Source organism: Frankia alni ACN14a, assembly GCF_000058485.1.
In the GTDB taxonomy this organism is placed as follows: Bacteria; Actinomycetota; Actinomycetes; order Frankiales; family Frankiaceae; genus Frankia; species Frankia alni.
Map to the genome: position 1 here is coordinate 598,276 of NC_008278.1, position 17,084 is coordinate 615,359.

A 17,084-nucleotide genomic window follows, 5' to 3' on the forward strand; every position below is an offset into this window, starting at 1 on the left:
AGGCCGGCGGGGAGCTGGGTGGGGCGGCGCCGGGTGAGGTGGGACAGCGGTGGATCAGAGGTTCTGGCCGCCGGACAGCTCGATACGGGTGCCGTTGGCCCAGCCGAAGCCATCGGCGAGGATCAGCGGCACGGCCGCGCCGATGTCCTCGGCCTCGCCCACGCGGCCCAGCGGGATGGCGCTCGCGACCGCCTCGTTGAGCTGGGCGTTGTCCCGGAGCCGGCCGCCGCCGAAGTCGGTGGCGATCGCCCCCGGCACGAGTACGTTGACCCGGATACCTCGCTCGCCGAGCTCCTTGGCCTGATACCTGGTCAGGACCTCGATCGCCCCCTTCGCGGCGGCGTAGGCGGAGGTGCCAGGATGGGTGAAGCGGGCCAGGCCGGAGGAGACGTTGAGGATGCGTCCGCCGTCGGCCAGCAGTGGCAGCAGCGTCTGCGTCAGGAAGAACGGCGCCTTGACGTGAATCCGGAACAACTCGTCGAACTGGTCCTCGGTCGTCTCCGTGAACGGCGCGTAGAGGCCGACGCCGGCGTTGTTGACGAGGTAGTCGAGGCGCTCGGCGCCGAGGCCGGCGAGCGTCGTGCGGACGTCGGCCGCGAATCGGGCGAAGTCGCCGCTGTTGCCCACGTCGAGCTGCAACGCCGCCGCGGGCACCCCCTGCCCTTCGAGCTCCGCCACGAGCCGGTCGGCCTCGTCCTTGCGGCTGTTGTAGGTGCCGATGACGCCCACCCCGGCGCGGGCGAGGTGGGTGGCCATGCTGCGCCCGAGGCCGCGGCTCGCGCCGGTGATCAGGGCGATTCTGCTGTCGGACATGAGTTCCTCATTTCTCCCGTGACACGCCTGTGGTGCTCGTCAACCACCCTGGCACCTCCGCCGGCCGTCAGCGGAGTCTCGGTCATCCCCGGATCGCGAGTCCGGGGATAGTCCGGCCGGCCGCGGTCATGATGGGGAGGTCGGACGGGCCGTGGGCGCACGGCCGCGTGGAAGCCGTCGAGTGGAACACGCGGAGGTACCGCCGTGCAGCGCCAGGAGCTGGGTGCATTCCTTCGTCACCGGCGGGAGCTGCTGCGGCCGTCGGACGTCGGGCTGGTCGCCGGTGGTCGGCGGCGGGCGCCCGGTCTGCGCCGCGACGAGGTCGCCGTGCTCGCCGACATGTCGACGGACTACTACGAGCGGATTGAGCAGGGCCGTGGGCCGAGGCCGTCGCCGTCGATGCTCGGCGCGATCGCGCGGGCGCTGCGCCTCACGCTGGACGAGCGCGACCACGTCTACCTGCTGGCCGGCCACGAGGCCCCGCCGCGGCACTGCTCGCTCGGCTACGCCGACGCCGGCCTGATGTGCGTGCTGGACGCACTTGCGCCCACCGTGCCAGCGCTCATCTCCGACGACCTCGCCAACGTCGTGGCGCAGAACCCGCTGAACATCGCGCTGCTCGGCCCGATCGCCCGCGCGCCGGGTCGGGCGCACAACTTCCTGTGGCGCTGGTTCACCGACGGTGAGCTGCGCGCGCGATACCTCGCCGACCAGCACGACACGCTCGGCCGCGAGCACGTCGCGGACCTGCGCGTCACGCTTGGCCGGCGGCATGAGGACGAGGCGGTCCGATCCCTCGTCGCCGAGCTCTCGGCGGCCAGCGCCGAGTTCCGCGAGGTGTGGGCCCGCCAGGAGGTGGCGGTGCGGCGGACCACCCGCAAGGTGCTCCTCCATCCCGAGGTCGGCCGGCTCGACCTGGAGTGCGACGCGGTGGTCAGCCCGCCGTCCGGCCAGCGACTGGTCCTGTTCCGCCCGCAGCCCGGTTCGGGGGCGGGTGAACGCCTGGAGATGCTCGCCGTCCTCGGCACCCAGACCTTCCTGGCACCTGGCCGTTCGCGCTGACGCCGGCCGCCGGGTCAGGCCGGGACGAGGCCGTGCAGCGCTGCCCACCGGCCGACCTCCTCCCGGCGCAGCGCCGTGGCCAGCAGCTCGGGGAATCTGTCCGGGGTGCAGGCGAAGGCCGGCGCGCCGAGCTGCGCGCAGGTCGCCGCGAGTTGGTGATCGTAGGCGGGGGCGCCGTCGTCGGACAGCGCCAGCAGCACGATGACGGTGACCCCGGCGTCGACCAGCGCACGCAGCCGGGCGATCAACGACGACTGGTCGGCGCCCTCGATGAGATCGCTGATGAGGATGAGGACGGTGTCGGCGGGCCGGCGCACGAGACTCGCGCCGTAGCCGACCGCGCGGTCGATGTCGGTGCCGCCGCCGAGCTGGACCCCGAAGAGCACGTCGACGGGGTCGTCGAGGGAGTCGGTCAGGTCCACCACAGACGTGTCGAAGACGACCAGCCTGGTGCTCAGGGACCTGATACTCGCCAACGACGCGCCAAGCACCCCGGCGTAGACGACCGACGACGCCATCGAGCCGCTCTGGTCGATGAGCAGAATGACGTCGCGCAACGCGGCCACCCGCCGGGCCCGCTGGTATCCGACCAGTCGGTCGACGATGACGGTGCGCTGCTCGGGCTGGTAGTTGCGCAGGTTGGCGAGGATCGTCCGGTTCCAGTCGACGTCGGGCAGCCGTGGGGTGCGGGCACGCTCGCCGCGGTTCAGCGCGCCGAACACCGCCGAGCGCAGCGACTGCGCCAACCGCCGCTCGATGTCCTCGACGACCATGCGGACCACCCTCCGCGCGGTCTCCCGGGTGCGTTCGGGCAGCGCCGAACGCAACGACAGCAGCGTGCCCACCAGGTGGACGTCGGGCTCGGCCGCCGCCAGCAGCTCGGGCTCCATGAGCAGCTGCGCGAGCCCCAGCCGCTGGACGGCGTCGTGCTGGAGGACCTGCACCACCGACGACGGAAAGTAGTCGCGGATGTCGCCGAGCCAGCGGGTCACCGCCGGCGCCGATCCGCCGAGCCCCGCCGAGCGCTCCCGGCCGCGACCGCCACCGGATTCGCCGTCGGCGTCGTAGAGCGCGCCCAGCGCGGCGTCGATGTCGGCGTCCCGCTTCGACAGCGCCCGCGCCGGGCCGAACGCGGGCGCCGCCGGCGCCCCGAGGACCAGCCGCCACCGCCGCAGCCGCTCCTCCTCCGTCACCTCCGTCTTGTCCGTCTCGCCGTGGGCGGACCGTGCCGGTGGCGGACCGTCGACGTCGGTGATCGTGGGGTCAGGCATCGGTGTGTTCCTTCTCCGCGCGGGCAGGCGCTGCGCTGTCGGGGCCGAGCAGGGCGGCGAGGGTGGGCAACACGATCGCGACCCGAGCGGGGTCCCAGGCCGGGCCGTCGCCGGGCGGGATCGCCCCGGTCGGCGGTCTGGCCGTGGCCGGACTCCCTCCCGGGCTCGTGGTGTCTGCCGGGTCTGTCACGGCGCCGCCCGGGGGCTCGGCGGTCGGCCGGGGCAGGCCGGAGCGGACCCGTTCGCCGATCAGGCGGCGTTCCGGGCCGGCGAAGGCGGCGAACGTGCGGCGCAGGGGCGCGAGGACGACCGTGAAGGCGTCCCCGTCGAGGCCGGCCAGCCAGGTGTCGACGAGCGAGAGCATCGCGGGGTCACGGGCGAGCACCGCGCCGGACCGGCCGAGGAAGCCCGCGAGCCAGTGCGCGGCGTCCGCGGGGGCGCCGCCGGCCGCGGACAACGCCCGCGCCAGCCTGGTCGCCACCGCCGCGGGCGTGAGCCGGCCGGCATCGGACAGGATGCGGGTGCACCGCCCGGCAACCAGCGGGTTACCACCGGCCGTGGTGGCGGCGACGCCGACCGCCGCGTGCCACCGGGCGACGTGTTCGGGGTCGGCGACGAGCCCGAAGGCGGTGTCCGCGGTGTCGACGGCGGCGACCATGGCGTCCGCGGCGTCGTCGTCGAGGCTTGCGCAGGCCGCCGGCAGCCCCGCGCAGATGCGGGTCATCAGGCTCGTCGTCAGCCCGACGACCAGGCCGGTGTCGGTGCCGCGCACGTCGCCGTAGCGGTGGACCCGGGCCAGCGGGGCCAGTGCCAGCATGAGGTGGGCGACGTCGCCGGTCGTGGCCGCGCGCTGTTCGAGCCCCGCGCGCACCGCCTCCAGCGCGGCGGGCAGGTCCGCGAGGACCACCTGCTCGAACAGCCCGGTGATGGCGGCGAGGTCGGGCGCTGCCCGGGTGCGCTCGGCGACGACGTCGCCCGCGGCGTCCTCGACGGTCGCACCGTGCCGGGCGGCCACGACGAGTGCCAGCGCGAACGTCGGCTGCCAGGCGAGCGTCCAGCCCTCGGCGAACGTGCCGGTGCTGCTGGTCGCGGTGGGGATGCCCCAGTCGACGTCGAGCAGGCGCAGCCGGTGCAGCAGGGCGCTGCGTTCCCGGTCGAGCTCGCGGCGTAGGTCCAGGCGCAGTGGCTTCTCCACCGGGGTGGGTGCGAGCCGCAGCCTCTTCTGCGTGCGGGCGACGTCGGCGGCCAGCGGCACGGTGGGCACGTCGGGGCCGACGGCGCCGACGACGTCACCGATGACGAGCTGTTCGCGGACGACGGCCAGCGGCACCGGGTCACCGGCGCAGAGCCCGGCCAGCACCGCGTCGGTCAGCTCGGTGAGCCCTGGGACGGCTCGCTCGCGCACCGCGGCGAGGGCCTCGGCCAGCCGCACGGTCTCCACCACCGAGGCCGTCGAGGCGGGCAGGTCGGCGGCGCGCAGGAGCGCCGCGACGCGGGCCACCCACCGGGCGCCGACCTGGTCGGGGGCGGTCCACAGGTGGTGGTACCAGCCCGGTGACGTGACGCCGGCGCCGTAGCCGGAGTCGGCGCTCAGCAGCGCGTGCGTCCACGGCACCCACGTCGTGGTGGTGCGCACCGGCCGGATGCCGCGCAGCAGCTCACGGTCCGCCGCGACGGTGGTCCGGCCCGTCCGGCCGGTCAGCGCCGGGACGTGCCACGCACCGCAGAGCACGGCAACCCGCGCAGCGGCGTCGGCGCCGGTGCTGGCCGCACGGATCGCCAGGCGCATGTGCGCCTCCCGCAGGTCCTCCCGCCGAGCGTGCGCTCCCCGCGACGCAGCCGGACCGGGCTGGTGGTCGGGATCGCGCAGCGCCGCCATGGCCTCGGCCACGGCGGCGAACAGCTCCAGACCCGGGGAACGGCCGCCCGCGCCGGCCGTCGGGGTGCTCGCGGGCCGGCGGTGTTCGACGAGGTCCTCCCAGAATCGTTCCGGGTCGTCGTGGCCGGCGGCGAACGCCAGCCAGCCAAGCGGGTCGGCCACCAGCTCCGGGACCGTGTCCTCGTCGGCTTCCCCCGTGTCCTCGTCGGCTTCCGCCGTGTCCTCGTCGGCTTCCCCCGTGTCCTCGTCGGAGTCGGTCTCGGCGTCGCGCCGGCGCAACGCCAGGTCGTGCCCGAAGGGCAGGTCGATGAACCGGGTGGGCACGCCCGCCGCGCGGCCGTGCAGCAGGGCCTGCCACTCGGGGGAGAACTCGGCGAGGGGCCAGAAGGCGGCGTCGCGCGGCTCGTCGACGGCGTAGGCGGTCAGCGCGACGGGCGGGGTGAGCGCGCCGACGTGGACGAGCGCGCTGTCCCCCTCGGGCGGCCCCTCGACGAGGACGAGGTCCGGATCGAGCTCGGCGAGCGCCGCCCGCACCGCACGCGCCGAACCGGGGCCGTGGTGGCGCACCCCCAGAACGGTGACGGTCATCAGGCGTCGCCGGGGACGCGCGCGTCGTCGTCCAGGTCACGGCAGGCCCGGTACAGGTCCGACCAGCCCTTCCGGTCCCGGACCACGCCTTCGAGGTACTCGCGCCAGGCCACGGGATCCGTCGCGGGATCCTTGATCACCGCATCGACGAGCCCGGCGGCGACGTCCTCGGCTCGCAGTCGGCCGTCGCCGAAGTGGGTGGCCAGTGTGATGCCCCCGGTGATCACGCTGATCGCCTCGGCCGTGGACAGGGTGGCGGTCGGGGACTTCAGCGTGGTGCGCCCGTCGCGGGTGACGCCGGCGCGCAGCTCCCGGAAGATCTGCACGACGCGGCGCACCTCGCTCGCGGCCGGTGGCTCGTCCGGCAGCGCCAGCGTCCGGCCGAGGTCGGCGACCCGCCTGGTGACGATCTCCACCTCGGCGTCCTCGCTGGCGGGCAGCGGCAGCACGACGGTGTTGAACCGGCGGCGCAGCGCCGAGGACATCTCGTTGACGCCGCGGTCCCGGTCGTTGGCGGTGGCGATCACGGCGAATCCGGCGACGGCCTGCACCTCGCTGGCCAGCTCGGGCACGGGCAGGGTCTTCTCCGACAGCACGGTGATGAGCGCGTCCTGCACCTCGGCGCCCATCCGGGTGAGCTCCTCGACCCGGGCGATCGACCCGCGGGTCATCGCGCGCATCACCGGCGAGGGCACCAGCGCATCGGGGGAGGGCCCCTCGGCGATCAGGCGGGCGTAGTTCCAGCCGTAGCGGACGGCGTCCTCGGAGGTGCCGGCGGTGCCCTGCACGACGAGGGTCGAGTCGCCGCTGACCGCGGCGGCGAGGTGCTCGGACAGCCAGCTCTTCGCGGTGCCGGGGCTGCCGAGCAGCAGCAGCGCCCGGTCGGTGGCGAGGGTGGCGACCGCGACCTCGACGAGGCGCCGGGAACCGATGTACTTCGGGGAGATGACCGTCCCGTCGTCGAGCACGCCGCCGAGCAGGTAGGTGACGACCGCCCACGGCGACAGCCGCCACGACGGCGGGCGTGCCCTGGTGTCGGCGGCGGTGAGCGCGGCGAGTTCGCCGGCGTACGCCTGCTCGGCGTGCGGACGCAGCAGCGGCGCGCTGTCCGCGGTGGGACCGGCGTCGGGCGTGGCGGTGCTGGTGGACGGGGGCGCCAGGGTCATGAGGGGCCTTCCTGAGGCAGGTGCACCGGGCGGGTCGGCGCGGTGTCGGCGGGGGGTGGGTCGGTCAGTGCGGCGCGCAGCCGCCGTCGGGCGCCGAGGATCGTGGTCAGCCGGGTGCGCCCGTCGAGATCCAGGTACCTCGGCCGATCCGGATTGGGATCGCCGAGATCGGTGTCGGGATGCAACGCCCAGGCCATGGGTCCGATGAGCTCACGCAGGAGGTAGTCGTCGGAGTAGTGACGTGCGGACAGGGCGGTGAGCGCGGTCCACACCGCCCGGGAGAACGGTTCGGACCACGGGCCGGGCACCGCGGTCAACAGCGTCGTGATCCGCTCGACCGGCGTGTCCGGCCACCGCCCGTCCTGGTCTCGGGCGGCTGACCCGTCTGGGTGGTAGGAGTCGAGCCTCAGCCCGCGCAGCGTGTCCGTGAGAGCCTGCGTGCGGGCGGGCTCGGCCAGGCAGGCGAGCAGCCGCCCCTGGTACGTCCGCCCGACGTGGGGCAGCAGCGCCGCAACCCAGCCGGGATCGCCATGGCGCAGGACGGCGGGCAGCAGCCCGATGCTCAGCAGTTGGCTCACCGGATGGCGTGCCCCGGGCAGGTCGGCCCCGGCATCGAGGAACTCCTTCGGGGTCAGCCCGGTGCGGCGCGTCCACACGGTCGGATCGACGCGGGCGAGTTCGGCCACGAACATGACCTCGCCCGCCGTCGCCCTGCCGAGGATCAAGCTGGCCGGATCCGTGTCGCTGATGCCGTCGCGGCGCATCTCGTCACTGCACTCGGCCGGCAGGGTGATCTCGAGATGGTGGCGCCCGCCCAGCCTGCCGCGCCGTGACGTGATCATTCCTTCGGTGCGCGCCTCGGCGCGTGCCTGCAGCCCGGAGCCGGGCAGGAGCAGAGCGATCTCGACCGCGGCCCGGCGGATGTCCTCGCGCCGGTCGTCAAGGGCATGGTCGAGCAGGTCGACGTCCCAGGGACCGAGACCGACCCGCAGCGCCTCGCAGAAGGCGAGGCGTTCCGCGGCGCCGGCCGCGTCGAACGCGGCGAAGGGGGGATCGTCCGCCGGGCCGCGCAGGAGCGTCACCGCGGCGGCCGGGTCGCGCTGCCGCAGTTCCTGCACCAGCGTGCGCCGCTCGAGGGCGCTCGCGGTCGGCCAGTCGGCGAGGCGGGTGCGCGAGACCCACCGGCCGTCCGGGTGCAGGCCGGCGAGCCACCGCCCGCGCTCACCCAGAACCCTGGCGATCGGGGCGCGCATCGCCACATCCCGCAGGCCCCGCGACAGCAGCCCCGCCAGCAGGAGATCCGGAACGCGCCACCCTCCCTCGGCCATCAGCTCCAGGTACTGGCGGGTCCCCGCGGGCTCGGATCCGTCCAGCGCGCCCTCGACGATGCGCGCCGCGTGCGGCGCCAGCGTCGGAGCCCGCTCGGGCGGGGCGGGGGCGGGGGCCGGCAGCGCACGGGCGTCGGCGGCGAACAGGCCGGCGCGGCGCGCGCAGGACGCGAGGGCCGCCGTCCGCAGCAGAGCGGTGGCGCGCGAGGGCCCGTCCCCCGCCGCGCCGCCTCCGCCGCCGCTTCCACCGCCGCCTCCGCCGGAGCCGGCAGCGTCCCCGAGGTCGGGGAGGACGGGCACGGCGGCACGCGCCGAGCCGACGACAGCCGCGTCGACCAGGCTCGACCATCCCGGCGTCGGTCGCGGACAGGCGGGCTGCCCGGGGGGTACTGGGGGCTCGGCCCCAGGATCCGCGGCGCCCGTCCGCGCGGGCAGGCCGGTGCCGGGCTGCGGCCGGGACGCCATCGCCGCCAACGGCACCAGCTCGAACCCGTCCCACTCCACTCCGAGGTCGAGGGGGTGGCCGCCGCCGAGGGCCAGCAGGTGCCAACCCCACCGGGCGCCCGCGTCGGCTGTCAGCGCAAGGGCCTGACCGGCCCGGTCTCGCAGCAGCCAGCGAGCACCGACGCCCGACGGGCCCCCGCCCTGTCGGCCCTTCCGTGCCACCGCGCCCGTCGGCGCCTTGTCGTGGGCGTCGACGATGGGTGGCAGCACGGTGAGCTGCCGGACGATGAACGCGACGGGGTCGGCCCACGGGTCCGCCGCCAACGCCGGGGTGAGCGCCGCCAGTGCCTCCTGCCAGGTCCCGGCGGTGTCACCGGCGTCGGTGGCGGCCAGTTCGGCGAGTGGCTGCGGTGCCGTGGTGGTCTCGGCGAGGGCCACCCTGGTCGGACGACGCCCCGGATACGCGGCTACCTCACCCTGGAAGCGGGTGAGGACAGGCAGAGTCGGCGGCGGGACCTCCTTGGCGGAGCCGTAGGAGACCAGCAGGGCGAGCCGTTCGATCCCGGCCACCCGCAGCCACTGCCGCCGCCCCTGCAGCTTTCCGGTGGTGAACCGGCGCTCGCCGAGGACGTCGATCGGCCCGGCGAGCCGCTCGCCGGCGAGCACGTCCGAGGCGCTGCGGGAGAAGCCGATCCGGTCGCGCACGACGTCGACCAGCGCGGGCTCCACCTCCCCCCGCCTCGACCAGCCCTCGCAGAGCAGGTACAGGCGGCCGAGCCGGTCGGTGAGCCGCGCCGGCCAGTCGGGACCGCCCGCCGCGGCGATCCGCGCCATGTCGCGGACGACTTCGGCCAGGCCCGGAGCCTGCGCGTCGACCATCCGCGCCGCGGTCGCCTCCCACCAGGAGGCCGGCTGGACCTGGGCGGCGCCGAGCCCGCCGTGGGCGAGATCGACCAGCCAGCGGCTCAGCTCCGCGACCCCGGCGTCGACCCGGGCGTCGCGGCGGGCCTGCGTGCGCGCCGCCGACGTGGCGCGGGACGCCCCGGCCTTCCCACCGGTTCCGGCCTTGCCCGTTCCCGCGGCCTCACCCGGTGCCGCCTCCGGTGAGGCTGCCCGCGCGGCGCGGGCGGCCCGCCGGGCGAGCCAGTCCGCGGCCCAGTCCGGCGGATCGTCGCCGGTGGCCAGCGCGGCCGGGGTGGCACAGGCGAGGAACAGCAGGCCGAGGGCATGCTTGCAGGGGAACTTCCGGCTCGGGCAGGTGCAGGAGGACGCGAACTCGGCGCCGGCCAGCACCACCACCCGGTACGGCGTGGCTCCGCTTCCCCGGCACGCCCCCCACAGCGCCTGGTTGGACATGCCGAGGCCCGACCAGCTTCCGGTGCTACCGAGCCGTTCGCCCGCCCGGGCGGAAGCCGAATCGGGCGCCAACGTGAGGACGGCCTCGCGGCTCATGGCCGAGACAGGTGTCAGCGACATGCCAGGGAGTCTGGCCCCGACCTCCGACACTTTTGCCCGGCGCAAGCACCCGGACGAAGGCCCTCGATCCGACCGGCGGCGCTGGTGGCCGAGGTGCCATGCAGTGAATAGGCACTACGTAAAATGGTTCAACCATCCGCAGGTCTGAATTCTCACACCGCACCCGAGCCGCTCAACCCGGCCGAGGAAGGTGGGCCTCACCTACCTGGCGGGACCCGGCTCCCCGGCGAGACCACGCTTTGCCTGCGCTGCCGACCGGCACGGCAGATGGTTGGCGCCACCGGGCTGCGGGAGGGCCACGGTGGTTATCGCGCGCGCCGGCCGCCGACCACGCTCAGCCCGAGCGTCCCGACGATGACGGCCAGGAGCAACAGGATGGCCCAGAGGGGTCCGTCCTCGCCGATGAGGGCCTCCTCGCCGATGACGGCCGGGACCCAGACGAACGCGGCGGCCAGTTGGATCCGGTGTCCGACGACGCGGCGGCGGGTGATCCTCTCCTGATCGGCCGCATCCGTGATCACCTGCCGGTGCCGGTGCAGCCATCGGACCGGGTCCTCGAACCGGGTGGCTCCGGCGGCGAGCAGGAGTCGCTCCAGCCCCGATGGGTTCTCGGCACGCAGCTTCACGCCGTCGACGTAGGCCCCGCGCTCCGCCCGCGTCGAGAAGTAACCGAACGGAAGGTCGGAGTTCGGCGCCATCGCGGGCCCGAGCCGAAGCGGTGGCACCCGTTGCGGCTCGGTGAACATCAGCAGCAGGTTCGGCAGGGTCAAAGGCCCCGTGGTGAACAGGTAGGGAATCGTCACCTGACGGGCCAGAACCGGCTCGGGTTCTGGGATGTCCTCCGGTAGCGGCGCGCTGCTCAGGTCGCGCACGGCAACCCGATCTACCGGGATGGACCATGGACGGTCACCGAAGTACCCGGGGAGAACCAGCGACACCACCCCGGCCTCGTGGACCACCCGGGGCTTGCGGACCGCGTACCAGTACGCCTTCAACCGTGTCGCTTCGGCCGGCGTCACCTCGTCCGATTTTCTCGGCATACCGCGAAAGATTTTACCTGAGGGCGCCGGTTCCGTTCGGGCTTTCGTCCGGTTGCGCGAGGTGACGACGGCGGTTGGAACACCGGGAGATCAAGAAGATCGCGAAGTCGCGGCCGTCCGACCACCCCCGAGCCGGCACGTTCCCGACGGCGACCTGCGAAACGCCCCGGATCCGGGCGCAGCCAGCCGGCGAAGCGGACACGCACGGTGGTCGACACACGGCGGGCGGAGACCGGGGTGGGTTCTCCGGTTGACCCACAGGTGCTTTTCAGGTTCAACAGCGACCGAGGTCAGCCACTTTTCAGCCTTTTCGCCCAACGTTGCCACATGACGTGGATGCCTCCTCCGGCGCCCGAGCCGCACGCTCGCCTCGGGCTGAAACCCAGGCGGCCGCGCGTCACGGCGTGGTCGCGCGATCTGCTGTCCGAGGATCGGCTTCCCGATCTGGCGGTGCGCCTCGGGCTCACCGCGGTCGGCGTCGCCGTCATCGCCCTGTGGTGGGTGGACACGCCTTCGTCCCGGGTGCAGACGGCGGCGGCCACGATGACCGCGCTCGGCCGGGTGGCCGGCCTGCTGGCCGCCTATCTCGTGCTGGTGGAACTGATGTTGATGGCCAGGGTGCCGGCGCTCGAGCGGGCGATCGGCTTCGACCGGCTGGCGTCCTGGCATCGAGGGCTGGGCACGAACATCGTGCTCCTCATCGGTGGGCACGTCCTGCTGACGGTGTGGGGCTACGGGCTGAGCGCGCACGAGCAGCCGCTGTCCGAACTCGTCACGGTGATCACGCGGTACCCGGACGAGTGGGAGGCGACCATCGGCGCACTGCTGTTCGTCGCCGTGGGGATCAGCAGCGCCTGGTCGTTGCGCGCCCGGATCTCGTATGAGGCGTGGTACGCGGTCCATCTGACGGTCTACGCGGCAGTCGCGCTCACCTTCTTCCATCAGATCGCGAGCGGCGAGGACTTCGTCGACCATCCCCGGAACAGGCTGCTGTGGACGGCCCTGTACCTGGCCGTGGCCGCCTGCCTCGTGGTCTGGCGGATCGTCCTGCCGGCGCGGGCCGACCTGCGACACCGGATGACCGTCGACCGGGTGGTGGTGGAGGCAGCCGGGGTCGTGTCCGTCTGGATTCGGGGGCGGCGGCTGGACCAGCTCGGCGCACTTCCCGGGCAGTTCCTGCTGTGGCGGTTCCTCGCCCGCGGGCAGTGGGCGTCCGCGCACGCCTACTCGTTGTCGATGCCCCCGCATCCGGACCTGCTGCGGATCACCGTGAAGGATCTCGGCGACCAGTCCAGGGACCTCGCCCGGCTCCGGCCCGGAACCCGCGTGCTCGCGGAAGGGCCGTTCGGGCACTTCACCCACGCCCACGCCCACGCCCCCGCACGCAAGGCGCTGCTGATCGGCGGTGGCAGCGGCATCGGGCCCGTCCGGGCGGTGGCCGAGGACCTCGTCAACCGGGGCTGGGACGTCATCGTCCTGCAGCGGGCGAGCCGGCCGGACGATCTGCCGCTCGGCGGCGAGCTGTCGCTTCTCGCCGCTCACGGGCGCCTCGTGTTCCACCAGGTCGTCGGCAGCCGGCGGGAACTCGGCTACGACCCGCTCGCATCCGACATCATCGCCGTCTCCGTACCGGACGTCGCGCAGCGTGACGTCTTTGTCTGTGGACCCCCCGGGATGACGGCGGTTGTCGCACGCGGGTTGCGTGATCTCGGCGTCCCGACGGGTCAGATCCACACGGAGGAGTACAGCCTGCGATGAACGACATCGGCAGTCGCCGCTACCGGGGTCCACTCGGCTTCGCCGCCCTGGCGAGCGCGGTCGTCCTCGTCGTCGGCGTCAAGACGATTTCCGGCGACGGGTCCGCACCGAGCTCCGCGCTGGCGTCCGCGCCGCCTGACCGGGCCACGGCAGCCGACGCCGCCCCCTCGGCCTCACCCGATTCCGACCCGTCCGAGGCATCCGCCGCGCCCGACCCATCCGTCTCGTCCGGCTCCGGTAGTGCGGCCGGCTCCGGCGGCTCCAGCGCCCGACAGACCGTGCGAGGGGACGCGATCGACACCAGGTTCGGGCCGGTACAGGTCGACGTCGTCCTGGCCGGCAGCACGATCGTCGACGTGGTGCCGGTGGTAGTGCCGGATCAGGATCCACGCGACCGCCAGATCAACGAGTACGCCGTGCCGCTCCTGCGGCAGGAGGTCCTCGACGCGCAGAGCGCGAAGATCGATTCGGTCTCCGGCGCATCATTCACCAGCTACGGGTATGCATGGTCCGTCCAGTCGGTACTGGACAAGCTCGGTGCCTAGCCCGACGAACGCGCCGAGGCCAGCGGGCCGGACCGGCCGGGTTCACCCCGAGCCGGTGATGGGCACGGTCGTCAGCATCGACGTGCGCACCCCGTTGCCGCCGCCGGCCCTCGACGCGGCGATCGAGACGGCCGTCGCCGTCCTGCATCAGGCGGACGAGGACTTCAGTACGTTCCGGCCCGAGTCCTGGGTGTCTCGGCTGCGGCGGGGCGAGGTCGACCTCGCCGACTGCCCGGAGCACGTGCGCGAGGTGTATCGGCTGGCCGGGCGTTGCCGGGACGCCACCGGCGGCTGGTTCGACCCGGCCTGGCGGCGGGACGGCACCCTCGACCCCACCGGGCTGGTGAAAGGCTGGGCCGCCGATGCGGCCTCCGCCGCCCTGATCGAGGCCGGCGCCCCGGACCACTGCGTCAACGCGGCCGGCGACCTGCGGATCCGCGGCGCGGCCGGACCGTCAGCCGAGGGATCGTCAGCCGAGGGATCGGGGTCCGGCAAGCCCTGGCGGATCGGCATCGTCGACCCGTTCGACCGGGGCGGGCTGGTCGCGGTCGTCGAAGGCACCGATCTCGCCGTGGCCACGTCCGGTATCGCGGAGCGTGGCAGCCACGTCGTCGACCCGTCGACCGGCGTGCCCGCGAGCGGTCTGGCCTCCGTGACCGTCGTCGGGTCCGACCTGACCGTGGCGGACGCCTACGCGACCGCGGCGCTCGCCGCCGGGTCGGATACGGGCGACCTGCTCGCGGAGTTCACTCGGGCGGGTTGGGCGTGGCTTACCGTCACGACAACCGGCCGGATCCGCGCCGGCAAGGCCTTCCCCGGTCAACTGGCCGCCGGGAGACAGCAGCTGGGAATGCCGGCACTGTAGCGGGTGGATTCCCGTCGGACGGGCGTGTCCCGCTCGGTCCCGAGGCGTCCGAATGTGCGGCCTGGCCGCAGCGGACCCGGGCGGTGCAGCCGAGAGGAGTGCTCCGTCCTGGTCCACTCGGGCGGCATGGCCGTGGTCATCCGCCGAGGGCGGGTCGGGCCGGCGCCGGACTGGGCAGGGGATCGGTTTCGGATCGGCCGCCGTCAGCAGCGCCGTCCCGGCGGCGGAAAGACGATCGAGCTGGTCACAGAGGATCGCGGCAACCAGGTTCTCCTTGCTGGCGAAGTGGCGGAAGACCCCGATCAGTCGGCGATACCAGCTCGCGGACGGTGCCCAGGCCTGTGTCGATCTCCTGCGCGAGCGCACCCGTGGAAAACTGGTCGTCCGCTGCGGCGACGGGATCTAAGCCTCGGCGCCGGGCGACGCGGGTACCAGGCCGGACGCGCTCACGGCCTCGATGAGCAGCTTGTCGTAGCTGAGCACGATGTCCAGAGAGTCTCTGAGGTCGAGCGCTGTCGCCAGGTGGATCGCGTCGAGGGTCCGCAACCGGGCCGGAGGCACGCGGGAAGCGTCGGCGAGCAGCGGTGGAGTGATCTGCACGAGATCCACATCGCTGGAAAGGAAGGACTCCGCCAGGCCGAGTATGGCTGGGTTGATCAGTCCGAGCAGCCGGGTCAGTTCGACTGCGAGCAGGGCCGACGAGACGAGACGCAGCGGCTGCACCTGCTCGACGAGCCACTGACGAAGGTCATCTGACTCCTTCTCGGCGATGAACATCTTTGCCAGGGCGGACGTGTCGAGATAGATCCGCGTCGGCATCAGCCCTCGCCGCGCAGGTCGGCGAGCCACTCGTCGGTGGAACGGCCGGTCGGATTGGCCGCCGGCTCCGGTAGATGCGCAGGGTTGAACGGACCGGTGGCCTGGCGGATCAGGCCGGCGGCGACAAGCTGTTCGTAGCGGTCGTCCTCCGCCGGAACGATTCTCGCAACGATTCTGCCTCGGTCGGTCACCTCGACCGTCGCACCCGCGCGGACCAGCGCGAGAACCTTGGCGGTCCGCTGGGAGAGCTCGCGCATCCCCACCCGAGGCTGGCCGCCGTCTGGCAACGCTGTCATGCGCTCCACGTTATTACATGTACAGCGCTGTGCCTCCGCGGCCTCATGCCTGCCCGCCAGCCGTGTCAGCGTGTCGAGTGATGATCGTCTATGCGTTGCAGGAGGCGGATCAGCTCCGCGCGTTCGGTCGGGGTCAGCGGGGCGAGCAGCTCGTCCTGGGTCTGGTCGACGAGCCGGTCCAGGGTGCGCAGCCGGGAGCGCCCGGCCGGGGTCAGTGTGACGATGTTGCGGCGCTGGTCGGCGGGGTCGGGGGTGCGTTCCACGTACGCGGCCTCGGTCAGGCCGCCCAGCACGGCCACCATGTCGCTGCGGTGGATGCCGGTGCGCTCGCTGAGCGCGGCCTGACTCGCCGGGCCGGCGTCGCGGAGCGTCACAAGCGTCGCGTACTGCCACCGCGTCGCCCCCACCGCCGCGAGGCGGGCGTGCGAGATCCGGTCCGCGTGCACCGCGCCCCGGCCGAGGAGCCGGGTGGCCAGCGACCGTAGGCGCGCGGGGACGGCGGTGGGGTCGATCGACCCGTGACGGCCGCGCTCCGGCATGAACCACATCGTAGCGCCTTGCGTTCGTCCCACCAACGATTTACGTTGGTGCGACAAACGTTAGGAGGACTAACGGTGAGGATCCAATCCTTCCGTGTCGACGTGCCGCAGGCCGACCTCGACGACCTGCAGGCACGCCTCGACCGCACCCGCTGGCCCGACGAGCTGCCGGGCGTCGGCGACGAGTTCGGCGTGCCGCTGGCCAGAGTCAGGGACCTGGCCGACCACTGGCGCCGCCGTTACGACTGGCGTGCGGCGGAGGCCGAGCTGAACAGCCATCCGCAGTTCGTCACCGAGATCGACGGCCAGCGGATCCACTTCCTGCACGTGCGCTGCCCGCGGCCGGAGGCGCTCCCGCTGGTGTTGACCCACGGCTGGCCGGGCTCGATCGTGGAGTTCCTCGACGTGATCGGGCCGCTCTCGGCCGAGTTTCACCTGGTCGTCCCGTCGATTCCGGGCTGGGGCTTCTCCGGCCCGACGCGCGAGCGCGGCTGGGATGTCGACCGCGTGGCACGTGCCTGGGCGGAGCTGATGTGTGGTTTGGGCTATCGGCGGTACGGCGCCCACGGGGGAGACTGGGGGGCCTCGGTGTCCCGGGCGCTGTCCCAGCACGACGCCGACCACGTCGTCGGCATCCACCTCAACTACCTCCCGACCCCACCGCTGCCCGGCGACCCGGACCGCGCCCGGCTGACCCCGGGAGACCAGGAGCGGCTCGTCCAGACCGAGGCCTACCTGCGTAACCAGCCGGCGGTTCGGACGATCAACGGCACCCGGCCGCAGACCCCGGCGTACGCCCTCAACGACTCACCGGTCGGTCTGCTCGCCTGGCTGCTCGACCCGATGACGATGTGGGCGGCCGCGGACTTCTCGATCAGTCCCGACCGGCTGCTCACCAACGCGACGCTCTACTGGCTGACCGGGACCGCCGGTTCGGCCCCGCGCCTGCACCGGGAGACCGGCGGCCCGCCCTCGTGGCGGACCGTCCAACCGGTGGGCGTCCTCGTCCTGCCCGAGGACATCACCCGCCCGATCCGTCCGTACGCCGAGCGGCGGATGCCGATCGCCCGGTGGACGGAGGCCGACCGTGGCGGCCACTTCCCAGGACTTGAGGTGCCCGAACTGCTCGCCGCCGACATCCGCGCCTTCTTCCAGCGCCTGTGAGGCCAGCAGCCTCGCCAGTGCTGTCCCGGCT

The 17,084-nt window shown here is 73.5% G+C and carries 14 protein-coding genes; 5 read left to right on the forward strand and 9 right to left on the reverse strand.

Annotation, left to right across the window (positions count from 1 at the left end):
* Positions 1 to 54: 54 nt before the first annotated feature.
* A complete protein-coding gene (locus FRAAL_RS02350) occupies positions 55 to 813 on the reverse strand; it encodes an SDR family NAD(P)-dependent oxidoreductase (RefSeq protein WP_041938715.1) in 759 nt (252 codons plus the stop codon).
* 204 nt (positions 814 to 1,017) lie between these two features.
* Here FRAAL_RS02350 and FRAAL_RS02355 point away from each other — a divergent pair, with 204 nt between their 5' ends.
* Positions 1,018 to 1,875 carry a helix-turn-helix transcriptional regulator gene (locus FRAAL_RS02355; protein ID WP_011601795.1) on the forward strand — a complete coding sequence of 286 codons (858 nt, stop codon included), beginning with the start codon at positions 1,018 to 1,020 and terminating at the stop codon, positions 1,873 to 1,875.
* A gap of 14 nt (positions 1,876 to 1,889) precedes the next feature.
* On the opposite strand, the gene FRAAL_RS02360 is transcribed toward FRAAL_RS02355, so the two are convergent.
* From FRAAL_RS02360 to FRAAL_RS02380, 5 genes are all read right to left on the reverse strand, one after another.
* Complete coding sequence (locus tag FRAAL_RS02360) at positions 1,890 to 3,146, reverse strand: VWA domain-containing protein (protein ID WP_011601796.1); 1,257 nt, start codon at positions 3,144 to 3,146, stop codon at positions 1,890 to 1,892.
* Positions 3,139 to 5,613 (reverse strand): DUF5682 family protein, encoded by a 2,475-nt coding sequence (locus FRAAL_RS02365; RefSeq protein ID WP_011601797.1) that lies wholly within the window; start codon positions 5,611 to 5,613, stop codon positions 3,139 to 3,141. Before FRAAL_RS02365 ends, FRAAL_RS02360 begins: the two co-directional genes overlap by 8 nt.
* Positions 5,613 to 6,779, reverse strand: coding sequence for an ATP-binding protein (locus FRAAL_RS02370; protein WP_011601798.1), 1,167 nt, complete (start codon positions 6,777 to 6,779; stop codon positions 5,613 to 5,615). The genes FRAAL_RS02365 and FRAAL_RS02370 overlap by 1 nt, the downstream gene beginning before the upstream one ends.
* Positions 6,776 to 10,027 (reverse strand): SWIM zinc finger family protein, encoded by a 3,252-nt coding sequence (locus FRAAL_RS02375; RefSeq protein ID WP_041938716.1) that lies wholly within the window; start codon positions 10,025 to 10,027, stop codon positions 6,776 to 6,778. The genes FRAAL_RS02370 and FRAAL_RS02375 overlap by 4 nt, the downstream gene beginning before the upstream one ends.
* A 305-nt stretch (positions 10,028 to 10,332) precedes the next feature.
* Positions 10,333 to 11,067, reverse strand: coding sequence for a hypothetical protein (locus FRAAL_RS02380; RefSeq protein WP_011601800.1), 735 nt, complete (start codon positions 11,065 to 11,067; stop codon positions 10,333 to 10,335).
* Positions 11,068 to 11,394: 327 nt separating this feature from the next.
* Between FRAAL_RS02380 and FRAAL_RS02385 the strand changes: the two genes are divergently transcribed.
* The 3 genes from FRAAL_RS02385 to FRAAL_RS02395 are packed head-to-tail and all read left to right on the forward strand — an operon-like array spanning position 11,395 to position 14,235.
* Entirely contained in the window at positions 11,395 to 12,825 is a 1,431-nt protein-coding gene (locus FRAAL_RS02385) for a ferredoxin reductase family protein (protein WP_231861464.1), read from the forward strand.
* The gene (locus FRAAL_RS30895) at positions 12,822 to 13,370 is read left to right on the forward strand and encodes a hypothetical protein (RefSeq protein ID WP_083866682.1); all 549 of its coding nucleotides are present in this window, start codon (positions 12,822 to 12,824) and stop codon (positions 13,368 to 13,370) included. Before FRAAL_RS02385 ends, FRAAL_RS30895 begins: the two co-directional genes overlap by 4 nt.
* Positions 13,371 to 13,428: 58 nt before the next feature.
* Positions 13,429 to 14,235 carry an FAD:protein FMN transferase gene (locus FRAAL_RS02395; protein WP_011601804.1) on the forward strand — a complete coding sequence of 269 codons (807 nt, stop codon included), beginning with the start codon at positions 13,429 to 13,431 and terminating at the stop codon, positions 14,233 to 14,235.
* Between the two features lie 402 nt (positions 14,236 to 14,637).
* Here the strand turns inward: FRAAL_RS02395 and FRAAL_RS02400 are convergent, their stop codons facing one another.
* From FRAAL_RS02400 to FRAAL_RS02410, 3 genes are all read right to left on the reverse strand, one after another.
* Positions 14,638 to 15,054: a type II toxin-antitoxin system VapC family toxin gene (locus FRAAL_RS02400; RefSeq protein WP_011601805.1), complete on the reverse strand. Its 417-nt coding sequence runs from the start codon at positions 15,052 to 15,054 to the stop codon at positions 14,638 to 14,640.
* Positions 15,054 to 15,350, reverse strand: coding sequence for a type II toxin-antitoxin system Phd/YefM family antitoxin (locus FRAAL_RS02405; protein WP_050996985.1), 297 nt, complete (start codon positions 15,348 to 15,350; stop codon positions 15,054 to 15,056). The genes FRAAL_RS02400 and FRAAL_RS02405 overlap by 1 nt, the downstream gene beginning before the upstream one ends.
* Positions 15,351 to 15,415: 65 nt before the next feature.
* Positions 15,416 to 15,889: a MarR family winged helix-turn-helix transcriptional regulator gene (locus tag FRAAL_RS02410; RefSeq protein ID WP_011601807.1), complete on the reverse strand. Its 474-nt coding sequence runs from the start codon at positions 15,887 to 15,889 to the stop codon at positions 15,416 to 15,418.
* A gap of 75 nt (positions 15,890 to 15,964) precedes the next feature.
* Between FRAAL_RS02410 and FRAAL_RS02415 the strand changes: the two genes are divergently transcribed.
* The gene (locus tag FRAAL_RS02415) at positions 15,965 to 17,053 is read left to right on the forward strand and encodes an epoxide hydrolase family protein (protein ID WP_011601808.1); all 1,089 of its coding nucleotides are present in this window, start codon (positions 15,965 to 15,967) and stop codon (positions 17,051 to 17,053) included.
* The last annotated feature ends 31 nt before the right edge of the window (positions 17,054 to 17,084 follow it).